Genomic DNA, 17,485 nt, shown 5'->3' on the forward strand with positions numbered 1-17,485 from the left:
TGACTGCCCCAGGTCGGGGCGGGAAATCGGTGGGCGCCCCGCCCCATAGCGGGCGGGCGGGGCGGGTGGTGGCTCAGCGGGGGCGGCGGGCGCGGTTCTCGATCTCGCTGAGCTGGGACGGCTCGGCGCGGGGGCCGTCCAGCCAGCAGAAGGGGCGGATGCCGGCGGCGGCCTTGAACACGCGGATGGCCGTACAGGGCGCGGCGTGCGGGAGGGCGTAGACGCGTCCTCCGTCGAGGGAGGCGAGCAGGCGGGCGCCGTGATGCTCGCAGCCGTCCGCGCCCCTGTTGAAGCGGTCCAGCACGGTCACCACGACCTCACCCACGCACGGGGTGGGGTCGTCCGGGTGCGCGGCCGGGCAACGGCCGCCGGCGGGCGGCACGCTCACCACCACCCGGACGCCTTCTTGGCGGCCTTGGCGGCGGCGTACTCGCGCACGATCCGCTGACGCTCGATGTGCAGCGCGGTGATCTCGGCCGTCAGCCGGGTGATGGCCTGCTCCGAGACGGACTCCAGCCGGTTCTCCTGCCGGGTGGTGCTCTTGCCGCGCAGGACCCGGTACGAGCCCCCGGCGAGCGCACCGAGCACGGCGCGGCGCTCGCTGCTGTTCAGGGGCCACATCTCGCCCCGGCGGACCGCTTCGAGCTTGCGGTTCGTCTTAGTGATCTCGCGGTCGATGCTTCGGGTGTCGGGCTTGCCCATGGGTCGGTGACCTTCCTCAGGCAGGGAATGCGGGGTGGTGTGCGGGTGCGGGCGGGGCCCGTCAGGTCATGCACCATCCGGAGTCGCATCCGGAGTCCCATTCGTCGAACGGGAGGGTGTCGACGCCGTCCGGGATCGCGGCTCGTAGCGGCCGGTTGAACCGGGTTAGCCACACGTGGTCTTTGCCGAGTTCGTCACGGCGGCGGTTGAGGAGTTCTTCGAGCTGGCACGCGCGCTCGAACAGCTCGGGTTCGTCGCGGCGCATGTCGTGCCACGTCTCGGGCCGGTGGAACGGGCAGAACCAGCACGACGATTTCGGCGGCACCGGCAGACCGGCGTCACGGATGATGCGGGCGCAGTCGATACGGCGGATCCCGCGTTCGAGCAGCGGGTATTCGATGTGCTCGTGCGGCTCGCAGCGCCGGTTGTTCGCGCGGGCGATCTCGTCGAGGCTGATGCCGATCCCGACCGTCGCGGGCGCGTCCTTCGTTGCCCCACGGCGTTTGAGTTCGTCCCCGACGACCTTGATTTTGAACTGGGCCGTACAGGAGCGGGTGCCGGGAGCCCCATTGGACATGCGCACCGGGATCTTCAGCGAGCGGGATCCCTCCCGGGTGAGGTCCTGGTACAGGGTGCGGACCTCACCCGAGCGCTTCATCACCCGGTCCAGCACGACCAGCTCAAGGCCGTGCGCTTCGGCGTAGGGGGTGGCGTACTGGCGCAGATAGCGCAGGGTTCCGGGGTGCTCGGAATCGTCCCCGACGTTCGCCATCAGGAACGTCCGGTAGTCCAGCTCACCCCGAGCCGCGAGGACCAAGGCGGCCATGGACTGCACGCCCCCGCCGAAGCTGAACGTCTTCACCGCATCCGTGGTGGGTGTGGTCATTGCGCCACCTCCGCCGTGCGGGCCCGCTCCGCAAGGAGGGTGTCCCGCAGCATCCGGGCGTTGGCCGGCGAGGTGTGCAGCTCCCGACGGATCCCCGCAGAGGTGATCTGCGCGTCTGACCAGTCGGCCGTGACCGACCGCGCTTCGGCGAGCAACTGATCCGGGGTGCGCTTCGGGCGGGGCGATCGTGCGGCCTGCGGAACCCGGCCCGTCGCCCGGCGCGGCGCCCGGCCCGACACAGCCGGCACCGCCCGCACGATCGACACCGGGGCCGGTGCCGGGGCGGGGATCGCCCGTACGGGCTTCAGCGGCAGAGTGGACTTGCCCAGGTCGACCGCGACCGGATCCGGCATGCTCAACCGGGCCAGTGTGACCGTGGTCGGCGGGGTGGATTCCCGCAGGTCAGCCGTAGACCGATTTCTCAGTATCTCGGTGGATTCCTCCGCATTCATGATCGGGGCGGGGCTCGGGGTCGCGGTGCCGAACATCGACCCGAGCGCGGCATCCGCACCAGCCGTGATCCGGTCCCGCTGAACGTCCAGCAGTCGCGATCCGAGCGCCGCGTCTCCGACCCCGACCTTGCGGGCCAGACGCCACGACGCCCGATCCGAGCGCTTGCGCACCCGGCTGGTCGGGTGGTGTGCGGCGCGGGCCCGGTGGTAGGCGAGCGCCTGGACCAGGTCGGCGGTGCGCCGCTCGCTCTCGGCGTCGCGGCCGTCGGTGTGCACCACGATCCGGCGGGCCAGGAACGCCATGCCCTCCGCCGAGACGGACATGCCCATCGGGGTCAGGGCGTAGACGACCGTGCGGCCAGGGTCCGGCGCGGCCATCGCGGCCATGACGGACGCGGCGGCCGGCAGCACCCACAGCCCCGACCGCACGACGCGCGGGGAGGACTGTCCCAGCATGGTCAGTCCCAGCAGGACCAGCGCGAGCACGGCCGTGGCACCCTCACCGGCGGCGAGCGCACCGAGCGCGGTGCCCTTGCCGTAGGCGTGCCCGATGTTGCTGTACGTGCCGATACCGCCGATCACGCCCGTGGCCAGCATCGGCACGAAGGCGGCCATTAGCACCGTCTTCTGCACGGTCGTCAGGGGCTTGCGTGTCTCGCTCATGCCGCACCCCCCAGCGCGAGCAGGACGGCCGTGATGAGCAGGGCCCCGCCCGTCATGGTCAGGTCGACCGCGCGGCGCAGGGCGGTGAACTTCACCACCGCGAGCCGGGACAGGGCGGCGACGTCCGCCGCGAGGTTCCCGCCGCTGAGGGTGGTGGTGATCTCCTCAGCGGTGAGGGTGGCCCACAGCGGGAAGCCGTGCCGACCGCGCAGGTTCGGGCGGGTCGAGCGCAGCATCAGTCCGGCCGCCGCGACCAGCAGCATCAATCCCAGACCGCCCGCCAGGTAGGCGGCGAGGTTTAGGGGCAGGTCACGGGCGACCGACCACGCGCCGGCCAGCACTGCACCGATGAACGCGAGCAGCAGCCCGGTCTTGGTGTCCGTGCGCGTGATCTCCGCCTTTACCTCGGCGTGCGCCGCCGTCAGCTTCTCGGCCGGGGCGCTCACGCGGCACCGCCCGGCAGCATCGCGTCGGCCGTGCGGTTGACCAGGTCGCGCCGCGCGGCCAGCACCCGGTTACGGGCCCTGCGGATGCGGCGGGCGTCGACCTCGTTCACGGGGCGGTCGAGGGTCTTGATCTGCGCGTCCAACAGGTCGACCTCCGCCAGGATGACGGGGGACTCCAGCTCGATCGCGTCCAGCTCAGCGGCCGTCGGCTCCATGAAGTCGGCGAACGCGGTAACAGCGTCCTGAACAGTGACGATGTGCTTCATTGGGTCGTGTTCCTCTCACAGGGTTGAACGGCCCATCAGCGGCTCCCGGTGTTGCACCACCGGGGGCCGCGCGCCGTTGGAGACCAGGGCACCGGCTCCCTGCCCCCCCGCCCGTACGACCAGCACGCGAAGCGCTGTCGGACGGGCGGGGGAGGCAACCGGCCGCAGCGCTAGCCGCTGCGATGGCAGGAAGGGGGCGGACCGGTTCGGCCATAAGCGCGTGCGCTCCGCTCACTGACGCGGGTGTCGCTCAGGCGCCGTCGGCCGGTCCGTCACGGCGACGCCCACAGGGTTCGTCGAATCATCGGAACTCCCAGGTCGAAGGGATAAGGAACATCACTGCAAGGGGGACTAAGTCCCCACACGCCGGCCGTTGCTCGCGGTCACCGGGCCACCTCGCCAGTACGGGCCGAAACCCTGTTCTGCCTGGCCTTATCGGGCGGTCTTGCAGCGTGCCGCCCTGCGTTTCGAAGCAGCCCAAAGAAGGCCCCCCACACTCGCTGTCCTAGGACTGCGAGCGCTAGTGAAGACAATGACGCACAGTCCCAGGACTGTCAACAGTCCTGGGACTGTGCTTCACTGGATCACGTCGAAGGGAGACGGTTGTGGCACCTAAGTGGCGCGAATTGGCGGATCGGCTCGCGCACGAGATCAAGAGCGGGGAACGCAAGCCCGGGGCCCAGTTGCCCCAGATCAGAGAGCTGGTAGAGGCAGGGGAAGGCTCGAAGTCCACGGTTCATCAGGCGTACAAGGCGCTTGAGGCCGAAGGGCTCGTGACGTCGTCACGCGGGCACGGCACAGTTGTGCGCGCACGGGCCCCCCTCAAGCGGCTCGGCATTGCCCGCTACGACAAGGCAAAGTGGCGCGATGGCGAGGAGGTCGCGTTCATCGCTGACCGTGTGGCGTCGGGGCGGGCGTACAAGAGGGACGAGCAGACGCAGACGGTGAGCCGCGTCGAAGCGACTGCCCTTGTAGCCGAAGGGCTCGGCGTCCCGGTTGGGTCCGGGGTGTACGCACGGGCCAGGTTGGTGAAGGAAGGGACGCAGCCGACCCACACCCTGACCAGCTACTACCGTCCCCAACATGTCGAGGGCACCCGCATCGTCGATCCGACACCGGGGCCCGCTGGCCGGGGGGGCGGATACCGCGTTCTCTATGACGCCGGTTACGAGATCGACCACATGAAAGAGGCGTTGTTCGCGCGTGTGCCGACGGGTGACGAGGTGAAGCTCCTACAGCTCCCTGCCGGAGAACCGGTGGTCGAACTGCACCGGACCACATACACGGCGGACGGCACCGTGGTTGAGTTCGCTGTCGGCGTCCATGCCGCCTCCCGCTTTGCGTGGGAGTACGAATTCGACGTTCCCGATTCCGCCAGCCACCAGGGCAAGGGCAAGGAAGGTTCGGCGTGATCTCCGTACAGGACTGGGAGCACACCCAACTTCTCTGGGACTACCAGCAGATGCACCACGAACCGCGTCCCTGCTCGGTCGGCATTGGTCTGGGCAGTCACGATCTGGGGGTGGCCGACACCACCGTGGCCCTGTACCGGCGCGGCATGATGCCGCTGATCGTCTTCACGGGCGCGACCAGCCAGACAACCAAGGGCCGCATGCCGCGCGGTGAAGCCGAGCACTACCGAGACCGGGCGCTTGATCTGGGCGTGCCGGCGGACGCCATCCTTGTGGAGCCGAACGCACGCAACACCGGGCAGAACATCACCCTGTCCCGCTCGCTGCTCGAAGAGCACGGGATTGAGGTGTCCTCAGTGCTGCTCGTCAGCAAGCCGTACGAGGAACGGCGGGCCTATGCCACCGCCCGGAAGCTGTGGCCTGAGGCGGAATTCGTATGCGCTTCCACCCCGATGACGCTCCCTGAATACGTCGACTCGATCCAGGACCCACGCCTTGTGATTGACATGTTGGTGGGTTCGTTGCAACGGCTGTTGATCTATCCAGGGCTTGGGTTCACGGTCCCGCAGGAGGTGCCCGGCGACGTGACGCAGGCATACGAGCGGCTCGTGTCGCGTGGGTTCACGAGCCGCCTCGTTCCGACAGATGTTGGCACCGCCACTGTGCCGGATGCATAGCGCGGCACTCTACGTGGGATTCGACTCCAGCCCGAACCATCGCGTCCAGGCCGTTCATACAGCGGCACGCTCCATCTGGACGCCATGAACCACGCCCGCTCCTCAACGTGTGCGTCCACGACGTAGGGGATGGGAGCTTGAGGCGAGCAGTGAATGGAGAGGTAAGGCAAGCGATGAGCTTCCGTCGTTTTAGCGCCCCCCAGCTCCTGTCATCGATGTTCGAGTCACTAACCGGAGCATTTGAGTCCGGATGGGACAGATCTGCGGTTAAGGGTGCCCCCAGGCATATCCTGAGCTGGGGGTTAGTACGAGGAATTTTTTGAGGGCCTCATCCCGGCCGGAGCGGCCTTTCATGGGACAGATCTGCAACTACCTCCTGTCGTGGCTGGAGTTCGAGAGCACCACAGGGCCACCATCTAGTCGTGCGACAGCAGGGCAGCCGCACACCCGTACCGAAACCAAGGAGATCCTCGCCATGAAGCAGACGGGACGTGTCCGTAGGTGCATCCGACGCTTGGTCGGATGGGTCAGGCGCCCCCACATAACCGTCATCGTGATCGTGCTCCTTGTGGCTGTGATCTTGCCACTCATTGGCATCCCAGGAGCTATGGGGATCGGTCTCCTCATCCAATCTGTCGATCTCACGTTGCGCCTCCGAGAGTCCTGCGGCGAGTGTCCCGAGTCGACGGTCACCGCGGCTAGCGCATAAGCATGGGGCGCCGCGAAGATCCTGTCGGCGCCGATGGCGTTGCCCGCACTCTCGCTCTTTGGCTCAGGCGCCAGCGCGAACGTGCGGGCATCACCTATCGCGAGCTGGCAAGGAAGACCAAGTACAGCGAGGACACTTTGCGCCGTGCCGCTTCCGGCAAGGTAGTACCCACTGCAGAGGTCGTCCGAGCTTTTGCCGACGCCTGCGGAGCAGATCCGAGGGAAGCTGAACGGCGGCGTACGAACGCCCACGTACGACGCTCCCGGAGCAAAAGAAATGAGCCCCAAGGGCGACCAGTAGACATCGAGTACGTCAACACTTTTGACGAACTCCGCAGGTGCATGATCCGTGCTTACGAGAGTTCTGGAAGCCCAAGCTATCGAGAATTGGCAGCTAACTCCAAGGCGTACGGCCCCATATCGCGCAGCACGTTGAGTCGCTTCTTTTGGAATAAGTCGAAACCTAGTCGAGAGTTCACGCTGGCGTTCGCCCGGAGCTGCGGGCAAGTCGAGATCGAGTCATGGGCTCGGGCGTGGGAACGCTGCGCTGAGCAGACGGACAAACCAAACACGAGTAGAGCTCGCCACTCACACAGCCCCTCTTCATCGTCTAGCTCCTACCATATTCGGGGCTTGCACATTAATTGTCAGGGCTGCTACAAGACTGTCACCATCGTGACAGATTCACCAGGAAGAGCCGATTCGCAGTTCTGGTGCTCCTCGTGCTTCGCCCAAAGAATGCGCGAATTCAAAAATCGAACTGACGATATCAAATTGTGGAAGGCTGGCGGGCATTGCATTTTCGAAGTAATGAACCGCAGTGCGGAGTCATGACGAGTCTCTGACGCGCAGCACCTGCAGAGCCGAATCGACTACGAACCTCGCGAAGCGACTGCACCGTAGGCCAGGAGCCCAATCGCCCCCAGAACAACTGTGCCCCCCAGCTGAGAATCCAGATTTCGCTCCAGGCATGTCGTGTGCGGCAAACTGTGGACAGACGCTGAAGAACTGCATGTAGGCCGCCCGCGAAGGCTTCGGGCCCGGCCGGCCGCGTCCCTGACGGATGCAGGTGACTGGCTCTGCGACTACATCGTGATGACGACCAGAGAGTTCGAGGATTCCAAGCGCGGTCTACCGGCAGTGACTCACGCCCGTAATGGATCGAGGCTGCACCGGCGCTGATCAGCTTCAGGATGACGGATGGGTGAGCGTGGGACTGGGATCCCAACCTCTGTTGCATGGAGCACTCCCTACCGTCGCTTGGGCAGTGGCTAGGGGAGTGGAGCCAAGACCCTCCACCTGACGATCCGTCAACAACCGTCCAAGTTGGCCAAATCCATGTACTGCTCTCATGCAGTGTCCTACGATGCGAAGCATGCCTCCTGCTACCAAAGCGACGTCTACGTCGATCAAATTCCAGCTCGTCGGTGTCGCCGAGTTGATCGAAATGCAAGAGATGCGCGTCCCCATTTACCAGCGCTCGTACCGCTGGCGCCCAGATGCGGAGGTCGCTCAGTACTGGAGCGATCTGCTTCACGCCTTTGGGGAAACTGATGAGTACTTCCTCGGAACGGTTGTACTCACCACGGAAGGGGACGGTACACGAAAAACCATCATCGATGGTCAGCAGCGAATCGTGACTACTTCCTTGCTATTGGCCGCGATTCGCGATCATCTCGAAAGTCGTGGTAACGAAAAATTCAGCGTAATTGAGCGCGACTATCTCGCCAAGGAAACCCTGCAATCGGAGGGTAAGGACCCTCGTCTAGTCCTGAACCCCGAAGACGATGCCATTTTCAGTTCCATCGTCTCCGGAGATGCTGACCCCGAAGCGGCAGACGGCAAATCTCCCGCTGTGATGAAGTCATACGCCTTCTTGTCAAAAGCTATGGGTGCAGTTGCTGACTCAGTCGGTGATGAAGCGGAGAAAAGGCTTCTACAATGGGCTACTTTTCTCCGTGAACGCGTTCGTCTCGGAGTAATCGAAGTTCCATCTGAATCCGATGCATACGTAATTTTCGAGACCCTCAACAACCGAGGGGCCGATCTAACCACTGCCGACCTTCTCAAGAACTACATCTTCGGAAAAGCGGGGAGTGAACTCGATAAAGTACGCGACTACTGGATGCGTACCCTCGGGTCCCTGGAACTTTCTGCTGCAGACAGCAAGTTTACCGCCTTCTTGCGGCACTATTGGAGCTCTCGCTACGGCTTGACGCGAGAACGAGACCTATACGATAAGATCAAGGAAAAGGTGAAGACGAAGAGTCAGGCCTCACAGTTCACGATCGACCTATCCCGAGCGGCAGAGAAATATGCGGCTATCACGAACCCCGGACACGAATTCTGGACCAACTTGGACCATGCGGGAAAGGCTGATCTGCAGATTCTAGCCAGGTTTAATCTCGCACCCAACAGGCCTCTACTGCTTGCTGCGATGGATAAATTCTCGGATGTGGAGCTCAAGAAACTTCTTCGCGCAGCTGTGAGCTGGTCCGTTCGTGGGACCGTCACAGAGACGATGAACTCCGGAACGACAGAAGAACGCTACTGTGACGCCGCTGTCGCCATCCGCGGCGGGCAGGTAAAGACGGTAAAAAGCGTGAGGGAAAAACTGGGAAGCACCATCCCATCGGACGATCAGTTCAAAGAAGCCTTTGCAATCATGCGGGTACCCAAAAATGCCGCAGCCCGCTACTACCTTCTCGCCCTGGAACGCTACGATGCAAAGACTCCCGAGCCCGAGCTAGTGCCCAACGAAGACGGCGACAAGCTCAACCTTGAGCACGTTCTTCCCCAGAATGCAACACAAGCGGATTGGCCAACATTCAAGACGGCGGAGGAACGTTACAATTGGGCCTATCGCCTTGGGAATATGACTTTGCTTCCAAAAGGGAAGAACGGAAAGATCGGCAATAAGTCCTTCTCGGTTAAGGCTCCCATCCTCCAGTCGTCGGCACTTTCCCTTACAGCCACAGTCGGTCAGCACGCGAAGTGGACTGCAGCTGAGATTGCCGCACGGCAAAAGGTTCTTGCTGAAAAGGCTGTGCTCGCTTGGCCTCGTTGAAGGTTGGCCATCCGCGTACCGTCGCTTGGACAATCTGTGGACTCACGGAGCCGTCTGTATCGGTCGCGCCCGGGCAGGATACGAGGTTGAACGAGGCTGGACTTAGCTCAGTCCAGCACGAACAGGCTTGAAAGCGAGTGTGACGTAACCCGTCACCGAGTTTCCGCTGCGCTTAGAGGAGGGGCGGTCGAGAGGGGCCCCTTCTTTCGCCACGGCGAGCGAAGGCGAAGGGGAGGCTGCTCCTCTTGAGTGAGGACTCGGGGGCGACATCGCCGGGCCCTCTCTGGGCCCTCCGAGGGTGACAAGCAACGGCCGACAACGACCAGTAACGACCGCCCAACCGCAGGTCAGCGGAGGGTTGGGCGCCGCTGACCTGGTGAAAAAAACGGGCCCGCCAGACCCAGGGCAAGAAGAAGTAGCCCACGCGATCGGCCCCCTGCCCGCGGCTTCCCCGCCGGCAGGGGGCTTTTCCGTGCCCGGGCAGCGCTAGCGGGTGAGCGCCTTGTACTGGGCCATCACGCGCTTCACGTACTGCTGCGTCTCCTTGTACGGCGGGACTCCCTTGTACTTCTTCACCGCCGCGACACCCGCGTTCATCGACGCCGCCAGCAGCTCCGGCCGGGAGCCCACCTGACGCTTGGCCCCGGCCAGGAACTTGGCGGCTGCCTTCGTCTGGCTCGTCGCGGTGCGCAGGTCGACACCGGCGGCCGGGAGCTGCTGGAACAGTCCGCGGCCACCGGCCGCTCCCACGGCCGACGGATTGCAGCCGGATTCCACCCGTGCCAGGGCGGAGAGGAGCTGCCAGGAGACGCCGTAGGTCTTCCCCACCGACTTGAAGGTGGAGGTGTACTTCGGGCACCCCGGCGAAGCCGCCGCGGCGGTCCCGGTCTGCGTAGCGCAAGCGGCGGCGAGGGCGAGGGCGATCGCGCCCGTACGGACGGCGAACCGCGTATCAAGAGGAGAGCGGGACACGAGCACACCCTTCTTCGAGAACGAGTCATCGGTGATGAGGGTGTACGCGCGACCCGCGGTTGCCTGGGGTCGTGTCCATGTGACCCAGCTCATGGGGGAGTTCGGCGGCTGAGCCGGACGGGTGAGGCAGGAACCTTTCGGCGGGGGACGGGCGCATGGGGGGCGGGAAGGGCGCGGTAGGGGTGCGGAGGGTGCCCCGGAGGTGCCCGTCGTCCGACGCTCTTCCTGTTCACGAAAGAGACTCCCGTGCGCCTTCGGTACACCGCCACCGCCGCTTGCGGTGCCCTCGCCCTCACGGCCGTCCTCGCCGCGCCCGCCTTCGCCGCCGAAGGCGACTTCGGCTACCGCTTCGTCGGGCCGAACGGCAAACCCCAGTCGGCCGTCCTCCACGACCCGGACAGCGGGGTGTGCGTCACGCTGCCCGAGGTCGCGGACCCGGGCGCCTCCGAGCCGGCCTTCGCGCCGCACAACGGCACCGACGCGTGGGCGCTGGTCTTCACCGGGCCCGACTGCTCCGGCGACTCCTGGAAACTGCGCCCGCACGGCCGCCCCGCCTCGGACCGGCTCAAGCTGCGCTCGGTGGTCTTCCTGGGGGAAGCGGAGGACTGACCGCCGGGCCGGTCGCAGGGCCCGGACACGGGACCGGAGCGAAGGGGACGCCGTACGACGCGCGGTGTCCCCTTCGCCGTACGGGGAGCGGGAACGCGTCAGCCCGCGCCCCCGCACGCGTACCGCATCAGCACCTCGTCCCGCGTGTCGTCCGGGCGCAGCCGCAGGGCGTTCGGCCAGCGGCCGGTCTCGTGCCAGCCGAGGGCGGCGTAGAAGGACTCCAGGCCCTCGCCGCCGCGGGCGGCCAGGCGCAGGTGGTCAAGGGCCAGTTCGTCGCGGGCGACGCGGTGGAGTTCGCGCATGAGGGCGGTGCCGATGCCCCGGCCGCGGACGTCCGGGTGGGTCTGGAGGTGGTGGACCGAGCCCCAGTGCGCGACGAGCGGGTTCGGATCGTGGCCGAGGACGACCCAGCCGGCGAGGGCGCCGCCGGCCGTCGCGGTGATCAGCCGGTGGCCGTCCGGGGCGAGCCGGGCGAGGAGGCCGTCGAGGACCGGGGCGACGTGCGTTTCCGTGACCGGCGGGAACGGGAATCCGGCGGCCCCGCCCGCGTTGGTCACCGCGATCCAGCACTCCGTCAGCCGCCGCCGCAGACCGGCGGAGACCTCGCCGGGCGCGGTGGCCTGGCCGAGGACCACCGGGGTCGTGGGAGACGAGGTACGGGGCGCGGGGACGGAGGTCATGGCGGCCATCCTGGGCCGTCGGCGCCCGCGCCGGAAGGCCGCTCGCCACGCCGCCCGGCCGGATATTCGCGCGCGGCGGGCGTACGGGCTCGTCTAGCGTCCGGCGCCATGAGCATGAGCACGAGCCTGAACGAGGAGACGGACGCGGGTACGGATACGCGGGCGACGACCGGTCTCCGCCTCGAACCCGTCACCCCCGACACCGTCGACGCCGCGATCGACCTGCGCGTCCATCCGCACCAGGAGGACAACGTCGCGCCCGTCGTCCGTTCGCTCGCCGAGGCGTACGCGTACGGGGACGGCGCCTGGCCCCGGCTGATCTTCGACGGGGACCGGCTGGTCGGCTTCCTGATGGCCTTCCTCGACCTCCCGTGGGACGGAGCCGGCCGCCGCAGCGGCCTGTGGCGGCTGAACATCGACGCCGGGCAGCAGGGCAAGGGGTACGGGCGGTACGCCGTCCGGGCCGTGGCCGAGGAGCTGCGGCGGCGCGGGGCGGACGAGATGTACGTGACCTGGCACCAGGGCGAGCACGGCCCCGGCGCCTTCTACCGCGGGCTCGGCTTCCGGGAGACCGGCGAGATGTCGGGCGACCAGGCCGTCGGCCTCCTGGACCTGCGCGACACCGGTGCCGGCGGTGCCGGCGGTGACAGCAACGGCGGTGGCGGCGGTGGTGACGGCGCCAGCGGGACGTGACGGTGCGGGCCCGCCGTACGAGACGAGCGGGCCCGCACCGTTCGGCACGCGCGCGGTCAGCCGCAGCTGCCCCCGCACTGGCACGACCCGCCGGACTGGCAGCCGCAGCCGCAGCCCGGGCCGCACTGGCAGCCGCTGAGGGCGGTCAGGAACCCCGCGTCACGCGCGGGATCCTGCGTCGGGTGGTCGCGTATCGGAGCAGATTCGGCCATGGGGTCCCTCCCTGGCTCCCTGAGAGGCGTACGTCGCCCTCCTCTCATTGCAAGCCCGTCCCGCACGGCGCATCAACGGCGCACAGGCGTGCGGTGGTGTGCGACGGTGTGCGCCGCCCTGCCCCGATACGCCCGAGACGCCGGACCCGCCCAACGCCTGCCGGACACGCCGGACCCGCCCACGCCTGCCGGACACGCCGGGCGAGCCCACGCCCGCCCGACGTACCCGCGTGCCCCTCGTCCCTGCGCTTCCTCGCCGCTACGCGCCCTCGACGGGCGCGTCCGCCGGCTGGAGCTCGTCCGCGTGCTCGCCCGTCACCAGGTAGACCACGCGCTTGGCCACCGACACCGCGTGGTCGGCGAACCGCTCGTAATAACGGCCGAGCAGCGTCACGTCGACGGCCGTCTCGATGCCGTGCTTCCAGCGGTCGTCCATCAGGTGCTGGAACAGCGCCCGGTGCAGCAGGTCCATCTCGTCGTCGTCCTGCTCCAGCTGAAGCGCCAGGTCGACGTCCTTGGTGATGATGACCTCGGCGGCCTTCGCCATCAGCCGCTGCGCCAGCTGCCCCATCTGCAGGATCGTGGCGTGCAGGTCGTCCGGCACCGCGCGGTCCGGGAACCGCAGCCGCGCCAGCTTCGCCACGTGCTGGGCCAGGTCGCCCGAGCGCTCCAGGTCGGCGCTCATCCGCAGCGAGGTGACGACTATCCGCAGGTCGGTCGCCACCGGCTGCTGCCGCGCGAGCAGCGCGATCGCGCGCGCCTCCAGGTCGTGCTGGAGGTCGTCGACCTTCTGGTCCGCGGCGATGACGTGCTCCGCGAGCTTCAGGTCGGCGTCCAGCATGGCCGTGGTGGCCCGCCCGATCGCGGACCCGACCAGGCGGGCCATCTCGACGAGGCCTTCGCCTATCGAGTCAAGTTCCTCGTGGTACGCGTCCCGCATGGGTGTCCCTTCATCGCGTCTCGTCGCGTCGCTCGCGTTTCATCGCGTCGCGTCGCTCGAACGTGGGCGGCCGGCTCGGAGCCCGTGACTCGTGACCCGTGCCCGAAGTCCGACGCCGTGACCCGAAGCCCGCGGCTCGGGCCCCGTGCCACAGCCCGGGCCCCGTTCCCGCGGTCCGGATCAGGTACGGCCGTGGTCCCGGGCCCCGAGTCCCGTGGGCTCGGACCCCCACGCTCCCACGGTCCGGCCCGTACGCGTCCTGATCCGGCCGCCCGCGTGAACCGGACGCGTCCTCCAGGTGAACTCTGGGCGACGCGGGCCCGGTTACCCTCCGCGGCATGTGAATCACACCCGTCCCCTCGGTGAACTCTGGGCGACGACTGTTCGAGCAGCCACTCGGACGGCTGGGAGAGTGTCGCCACACCCGCATAACCTGGACGCATGGACGTGAACGCGGCGGTTGCCGCATTGGCCGCTATCGCCGGAGTATGTACCGGCGTGATCGCCATGCTGGCGTTCCGCTGGAGCGAGCGCGACCAGGCGAAACCCACCCGTACCTCTCTGCACACCGACGCCGTGCTGCCGCCCGGCGTCGACACCGTGCTGTCCGTGCTGCGCTCCTCCGCCGTCGTCCTCGACGAGAGCGATTCCGTGGTCAAGGCCAGCTCGGCGGCGTACGCGCTCGGCCTGGTCCGCGGCGGGAAACTGGCCGTCGAACCCATGCTCAACATGGCCCGCGACACCCGTCGCGACGGCGAGATACGGCAGGTCGAACTCGACCTGCCGCGGCGCGGCACCGGCCGCGTCGAGGCCCTCGCCGTCTCCGCCCGGGTCGCCCCGCTGGGCTCCCGGCTGGTGCTGCTGCTCGTGGAGGACCTCACCGAGGCCCGTCGGATCGAAGCGGTACGGCGTGACTTCGTCGCCAACGTGAGCCACGAGCTGAAGACCCCGACCGGAGCCCTCTCCCTGCTCTCCGAGGCCGTCATGGACGCCTCGGACGACCCCGAGGCGGTCACCCGCTTCGCGGGCCGGATGCAGATCGAGGCCACCCGCCTGACCAACCTGGTCCAGGAGCTCATCGACCTCTCCCGGGTGCAGAACGACGACCCGCTGGAGGACTCCGAGCCGGTACGGGTGGACGAACTGGTCGCCGAGGCCATCGACCGCTCCCGGCACACCGCCTCCACCAAGCAGATCACCATGGCCGCCGGAGGCGCGGCCGACCTGTACGTCTGGGGCAGCCGCGGCCAGCTCGCCGCCGCTCTCGGCAACCTCGTCGAGAACGCCGTCAACTACTCGCCCGCCCGCACCCGGGTCGGCATCGCCGCCCGCCGCGTCGCCGCCCCCGGTGGCGACCTGATCGAGATCGCCGTGACCGACCAGGGCATCGGCATCTCCGAGAAGGACCGCGAGCGGGTCTTCGAACGCTTCTACCGGGTCGACCCGGCCCGCTCCCGCGCCACCGGCGGTACGGGGCTCGGCCTCGCCATCGTCAAGCACGTGGCCGCCTCGCACGGTGGCGAGGTCACCGTGTGGAGCACCGAGGGCCAGGGCTCGACCTTCACCCTGCGGCTGCCGGAGGCCGGCGCGGCACGCGGCCGGCGTGCCGCGGATACCGGCTACGCCAGTGGGGACTATGCAGGTGACGACTTCGACGACGACACCTTTACGGACGGCGCCGACGGCGGCTTCGACGACGCCGACCGCCCAGAAAACCGCCCTGAAAACCGCTCTGAAGACCGCCGGGGAGACCGCGACGGCGGCCACCCCGATGACGACCACCGCGCCGACGACCACTCCCGTGGCGACGCCGCGGGCGGCCGCGGGCGCGTCGGCGGAGGCCGGTCCGCCGCGGCACCCGCGCCCGCCACTTCCGCACCAACTTCCGAACTCATGACCGAACCGCTCATCGCCCCGGAGGTCCTTCCGTGACCCGAGTGCTTGTCGTCGAGGATGAGGAATCCTTCAGCGACGCCCTGTCGTACATGCTCCGCAAGGAAGGCTTCGAGGTCGCCGTGGCGGCGACCGGGCCCGACGGACTCGACGAGTTCGAGCGCAACGGAGCGGATCTCGTCCTCCTCGACCTGATGCTGCCGGGCCTGCCCGGCACCGAGGTGTGCCGCCAGCTGCGCGGCCGCTCGAACGTCCCGGTGATCATGGTGACCGCCAAGGACAGCGAGATCGACAAGGTCGTCGGCCTGGAGATAGGAGCCGACGACTACGTGACCAAGCCCTTCTCCTCGCGGGAGCTGGTCGCCCGCATCCGCGCGGTCCTGCGCCGCCGCGGCGAGCCGGAGGAGGTCACCCCCGCCGCCCTGGAGGCCGGCCCGGTCCGCATGGACGTGGACCGCCACGTGGTCACGGTCGGCGGCGGCAAGGTCGACCTGCCGCTGAAGGAGTTCGACCTCCTGGAGATGCTGCTGCGCAACGCGGGCCGCGTGCTGACCCGTATGCAGCTCATCGACCGGGTCTGGGGCGCGGACTACGTCGGCGACACCAAGACCCTCGACGTCCACGTCAAGCGCCTCCGGGCCAAGATCGAGCCCGACCCGGGCGCCCCGCGCTACCTGGTGACGGTCCGCGGCCTGGGCTACAAGTTCGAGCCGTAAAGACGGCGGCGATCTCTGCGGCCGGACGGAGTCCGGCGCGGCGTCCCGAAGCCCGTGAGGCCCCCAGGGGCCGAGCGGTGCGAGGGGCGCGGTGTGAGCGGGGGATCGAGCCGTAAAGACGGCGGCCATACGTGAAGGGCGCCCCCTCCAAGAGGGGGCGCCCTTCACGTATACGTGCGTACGGCGGTCAGTGACCGGCCGCGTGAGTGGCCTCGCCCGTCGGGCCGGCGGTGCTACCCGGGGTCGCCGTGCCCGTCGGGGCGGCGGGCTTGGTCGCCGTGCCCGTCGGCGTGGCGGTGGCGGTCGGCAGGGCCGGGATCTCGGACGGGCCGAACTCCTTGAAGTAGCTGGCGGCCGGGACGACGAAGGCGTTCACCTTCGCCTCGCCGGTCTTGCTCAGCTTGAAGACGACCTGCTGCGAGCTGCCGTTCTTGCCGGCTTCGCGGCCGTTCTCGATGGTGGCGGACGCGTTGCCCGCGCCGCCCAGCAGCGTGGAGCCGCCGGCCGGGACGACGACCGGACCGGTGCCCTTGGCGGGGGCCAGCTTCACCGTCGCCGAGGTGCCCGGCAGGGTGATCGACTCGAGGGTCTGCTGCTTGTCACCATTGTTGAAGAGGGTGGCGGAAACGACCGCGGGGCCCTCCGCACCGTGCTCGGGCTGGGTGATGACCAGGACGTTGAGGACCTTGATGTCATCGACCGAGACACCGGCGTTGTCCGGCCGGATGCCGAGCGTCTGTGCGTCGTTACCCGCACCACAGGCGGACAGCGAGGCGACCGAGATCACGAGGGCGGTGGCGGCGAGGGCGCCGCGTCGAAGGCTGCGGCTCACGGCGGCGGCATCTCCTAGGACGAACGGACAGGCTAAGGAACGGCTAAAGGTGTGTCAGCGGCCTTAGGTTACCGAGCCGCACTCTCCGCCTCGCACCCGACCCGCCCCCTAGTGGGTGTCTTGCCCGTCTCCGGTGCTCGCGCGGCCTTCGCCGGACTGTGGTCGGAGCCGCTGCCGACGGTCACGAGCCACCACCGGACCCACCACCGGACGGGCGTCGGACAGCCGTCGGACAGCCGTCGGAGGGCCGTTGGACGGCCCTCCGACCGTCCCGTGGGTGGGTCTCCAACAGACGCTGATCCGTTCCGAGGAACGTCGATAACGCGCCGACATGGCCGGATCTCCACACATTGACTCGCTGTTTGCCCCTCGTTTGACCCGGCGTTCACAAATCCGCCGTGATCAATTCGGCCATCGTGCGCGCATTCCCCCATCCGGGTCCTTCGGGAGGCATTCGAGAAACCCCGGTGATCAATTCGGGAATCGGTCCGGACGGGTGGTCGATCACGCCGCCGATGCTCGAACGGAGTACGTGAACAGCGCCACACCGAACCTGGCGAACCGGGGCATCACACCCTCCTCGGCCCCCTCCCGGCATCTGTGACACCACTGTTTCCCTGCGTCCGCGCAGCGGCTCCGACCTGCGAATACCGCACTCC

The 17,485-nt window shown here is 67.8% G+C and carries 18 protein-coding genes; 8 read left to right on the forward strand and 10 right to left on the reverse strand.

Features of this window, described 5'->3' with window-relative positions:
* Positions 1 to 73: 73 nt before the first annotated feature.
* The 6 genes from ABZ693_RS15520 to ABZ693_RS15545 form a co-directional block, all read right to left on the reverse strand.
* Positions 74 to 388 (reverse strand): hypothetical protein, encoded by a 315-nt coding sequence (locus tag ABZ693_RS15520; RefSeq protein ID WP_359876673.1) that lies wholly within the window; start codon positions 386 to 388, stop codon positions 74 to 76.
* A complete protein-coding gene (locus ABZ693_RS15525) occupies positions 385 to 702 on the reverse strand; it encodes a hypothetical protein (protein WP_359876675.1) in 318 nt (105 codons plus the stop codon). The genes ABZ693_RS15520 and ABZ693_RS15525 overlap by 4 nt, the downstream gene beginning before the upstream one ends.
* 61 nt (positions 703 to 763) lie before the next feature.
* Entirely contained in the window at positions 764 to 1,588 is an 825-nt protein-coding gene (locus ABZ693_RS15530) for a phosphoadenosine phosphosulfate reductase (protein WP_359876677.1), read from the reverse strand.
* Positions 1,585 to 2,703 carry a conjugal transfer protein gene (locus tag ABZ693_RS15535; RefSeq protein WP_359876679.1) on the reverse strand — a complete coding sequence of 373 codons (1,119 nt, stop codon included), beginning with the start codon at positions 2,701 to 2,703 and terminating at the stop codon, positions 1,585 to 1,587. The genes ABZ693_RS15530 and ABZ693_RS15535 overlap by 4 nt, the downstream gene beginning before the upstream one ends.
* On the reverse strand, positions 2,700 to 3,149 hold the full coding sequence (locus tag ABZ693_RS15540) for a Pycsar system effector family protein (protein ID WP_359876680.1): 450 nt from the start codon (positions 3,147 to 3,149) through the stop codon (positions 2,700 to 2,702). Before ABZ693_RS15540 ends, ABZ693_RS15535 begins: the two co-directional genes overlap by 4 nt.
* Positions 3,146 to 3,415: a DUF6284 family protein gene (locus ABZ693_RS15545; protein WP_359876682.1), complete on the reverse strand. Its 270-nt coding sequence runs from the start codon at positions 3,413 to 3,415 to the stop codon at positions 3,146 to 3,148. Before ABZ693_RS15545 ends, ABZ693_RS15540 begins: the two co-directional genes overlap by 4 nt.
* Positions 3,416 to 4,020: 605 nt before the next feature.
* Here ABZ693_RS15545 and ABZ693_RS15550 point away from each other — a divergent pair.
* The 4 genes from ABZ693_RS15550 to ABZ693_RS15565 all read left to right on the forward strand — a co-directional run bounded on the left by ABZ693_RS15550 (position 4,021) and on the right by ABZ693_RS15565 (position 9,279).
* Complete coding sequence (locus tag ABZ693_RS15550; RefSeq protein ID WP_359876684.1) at positions 4,021 to 4,827, forward strand: GntR family transcriptional regulator; 807 nt, start codon at positions 4,021 to 4,023, stop codon at positions 4,825 to 4,827.
* Positions 4,824 to 5,504: a YdcF family protein gene (locus tag ABZ693_RS15555; protein WP_359876686.1), complete on the forward strand. Its 681-nt coding sequence runs from the start codon at positions 4,824 to 4,826 to the stop codon at positions 5,502 to 5,504. The genes ABZ693_RS15550 and ABZ693_RS15555 overlap by 4 nt, the downstream gene beginning before the upstream one ends.
* Positions 5,505 to 6,215: 711 nt before the next feature.
* Positions 6,216 to 7,046 (forward strand): helix-turn-helix domain-containing protein, encoded by an 831-nt coding sequence (locus ABZ693_RS15560; protein WP_359876687.1) that lies wholly within the window; start codon positions 6,216 to 6,218, stop codon positions 7,044 to 7,046.
* Positions 7,047 to 7,587: 541 nt separating this feature from the next.
* Positions 7,588 to 9,279 (forward strand): DUF262 domain-containing protein, encoded by a 1,692-nt coding sequence (locus tag ABZ693_RS15565; protein WP_359876689.1) that lies wholly within the window; start codon positions 7,588 to 7,590, stop codon positions 9,277 to 9,279.
* A gap of 486 nt (positions 9,280 to 9,765) precedes the next feature.
* On the opposite strand, the gene ABZ693_RS15570 is transcribed toward ABZ693_RS15565, so the two are convergent.
* A complete protein-coding gene (locus tag ABZ693_RS15570; protein WP_359876691.1) occupies positions 9,766 to 10,251 on the reverse strand; it encodes a transglycosylase SLT domain-containing protein in 486 nt (161 codons plus the stop codon).
* A 246-nt stretch (positions 10,252 to 10,497) separates the two neighbouring features.
* Between ABZ693_RS15570 and ABZ693_RS15575 the strand changes: the two genes are divergently transcribed.
* Positions 10,498 to 10,860 (forward strand): hypothetical protein, encoded by a 363-nt coding sequence (locus ABZ693_RS15575; RefSeq protein ID WP_359876693.1) that lies wholly within the window; start codon positions 10,498 to 10,500, stop codon positions 10,858 to 10,860.
* A 98-nt stretch (positions 10,861 to 10,958) separates the two neighbouring features.
* On the opposite strand, the gene ABZ693_RS15580 is transcribed toward ABZ693_RS15575, so the two are convergent.
* Positions 10,959 to 11,540 carry a GNAT family N-acetyltransferase gene (locus ABZ693_RS15580; RefSeq protein ID WP_359876695.1) on the reverse strand — a complete coding sequence of 194 codons (582 nt, stop codon included), beginning with the start codon at positions 11,538 to 11,540 and terminating at the stop codon, positions 10,959 to 10,961.
* A gap of 114 nt (positions 11,541 to 11,654) precedes the next feature.
* On the opposite strand from ABZ693_RS15580, the gene ABZ693_RS15585 reads away from it, so the two are divergent.
* A complete protein-coding gene (locus ABZ693_RS15585; RefSeq protein ID WP_359876735.1) occupies positions 11,655 to 12,233 on the forward strand; it encodes a GNAT family N-acetyltransferase in 579 nt (192 codons plus the stop codon).
* Positions 12,234 to 12,704: 471 nt separating this feature from the next.
* Here ABZ693_RS15585 and phoU read toward each other — a convergent pair whose 3' ends face one another.
* Positions 12,705 to 13,385: a phosphate signaling complex protein PhoU gene (gene phoU / locus ABZ693_RS15590; protein WP_359876697.1), complete on the reverse strand. Its 681-nt coding sequence runs from the start codon at positions 13,383 to 13,385 to the stop codon at positions 12,705 to 12,707.
* A 441-nt stretch (positions 13,386 to 13,826) separates the two neighbouring features.
* On the opposite strand from phoU, the gene ABZ693_RS15595 reads away from it, so the two are divergent.
* Together ABZ693_RS15595 and phoP are read left to right on the forward strand one after the other, a co-directional pair.
* Entirely contained in the window at positions 13,827 to 15,317 is a 1,491-nt protein-coding gene (locus ABZ693_RS15595; protein WP_359876698.1) for a sensor histidine kinase, read from the forward strand.
* Entirely contained in the window at positions 15,314 to 15,994 is a 681-nt protein-coding gene (phoP, locus tag ABZ693_RS15600; protein WP_188271409.1) for a two-component system response regulator PhoP, read from the forward strand. The genes ABZ693_RS15595 and phoP overlap by 4 nt, the downstream gene beginning before the upstream one ends.
* A gap of 187 nt (positions 15,995 to 16,181) precedes the next feature.
* On the opposite strand, the gene ABZ693_RS15605 is transcribed toward phoP, so the two are convergent.
* Positions 16,182 to 16,826, reverse strand: a complete 645-nt coding sequence (locus ABZ693_RS15605; protein WP_359876700.1) for a DUF461 domain-containing protein — start codon at positions 16,824 to 16,826, stop codon at positions 16,182 to 16,184.
* Positions 16,827 to 17,485 lie beyond the last annotated feature (659 nt).

The organism is Streptomyces laurentii, assembly GCF_040635425.1.
Taxonomy (GTDB): domain Bacteria; phylum Actinomycetota; class Actinomycetes; order Streptomycetales; family Streptomycetaceae; genus Streptomyces; species Streptomyces laurentii.

Coding starts and splice junctions, on each gene's coding strand:
- ABZ693_RS15560 (WP_359876687.1), top strand. CDS start 6,216: ATGGGGCGCCGCGAAGATCCTGTCGGCGCCGATGGCGTTGCCCGCACT.
- ABZ693_RS15535 (WP_359876679.1), bottom strand. CDS start 2,703: ATGAGCGAGACACGCAAGCCCCTGACGACCGTGCAGAAGACGGTGCTA.
- ABZ693_RS15565 (WP_359876689.1), top strand. CDS start 7,588: ATGCCTCCTGCTACCAAAGCGACGTCTACGTCGATCAAATTCCAGCTC.
- ABZ693_RS15585 (WP_359876735.1), top strand. CDS start 11,655: ATGAGCACGAGCCTGAACGAGGAGACGGACGCGGGTACGGATACGCGG.
- ABZ693_RS15580 (WP_359876695.1), bottom strand. CDS start 11,540: ATGACCTCCGTCCCCGCGCCCCGTACCTCGTCTCCCACGACCCCGGTG.
- ABZ693_RS15545 (WP_359876682.1), bottom strand. CDS start 3,415: ATGAAGCACATCGTCACTGTTCAGGACGCTGTTACCGCGTTCGCCGAC.
- phoU (WP_359876697.1), bottom strand. CDS start 13,385: ATGCGGGACGCGTACCACGAGGAACTTGACTCGATAGGCGAAGGCCTC.
- ABZ693_RS15525 (WP_359876675.1), bottom strand. CDS start 702: ATGGGCAAGCCCGACACCCGAAGCATCGACCGCGAGATCACTAAGACG.
- ABZ693_RS15595 (WP_359876698.1), top strand. CDS start 13,827: ATGGACGTGAACGCGGCGGTTGCCGCATTGGCCGCTATCGCCGGAGTA.
- ABZ693_RS15530 (WP_359876677.1), bottom strand. CDS start 1,588: ATGACCACACCCACCACGGATGCGGTGAAGACGTTCAGCTTCGGCGGG.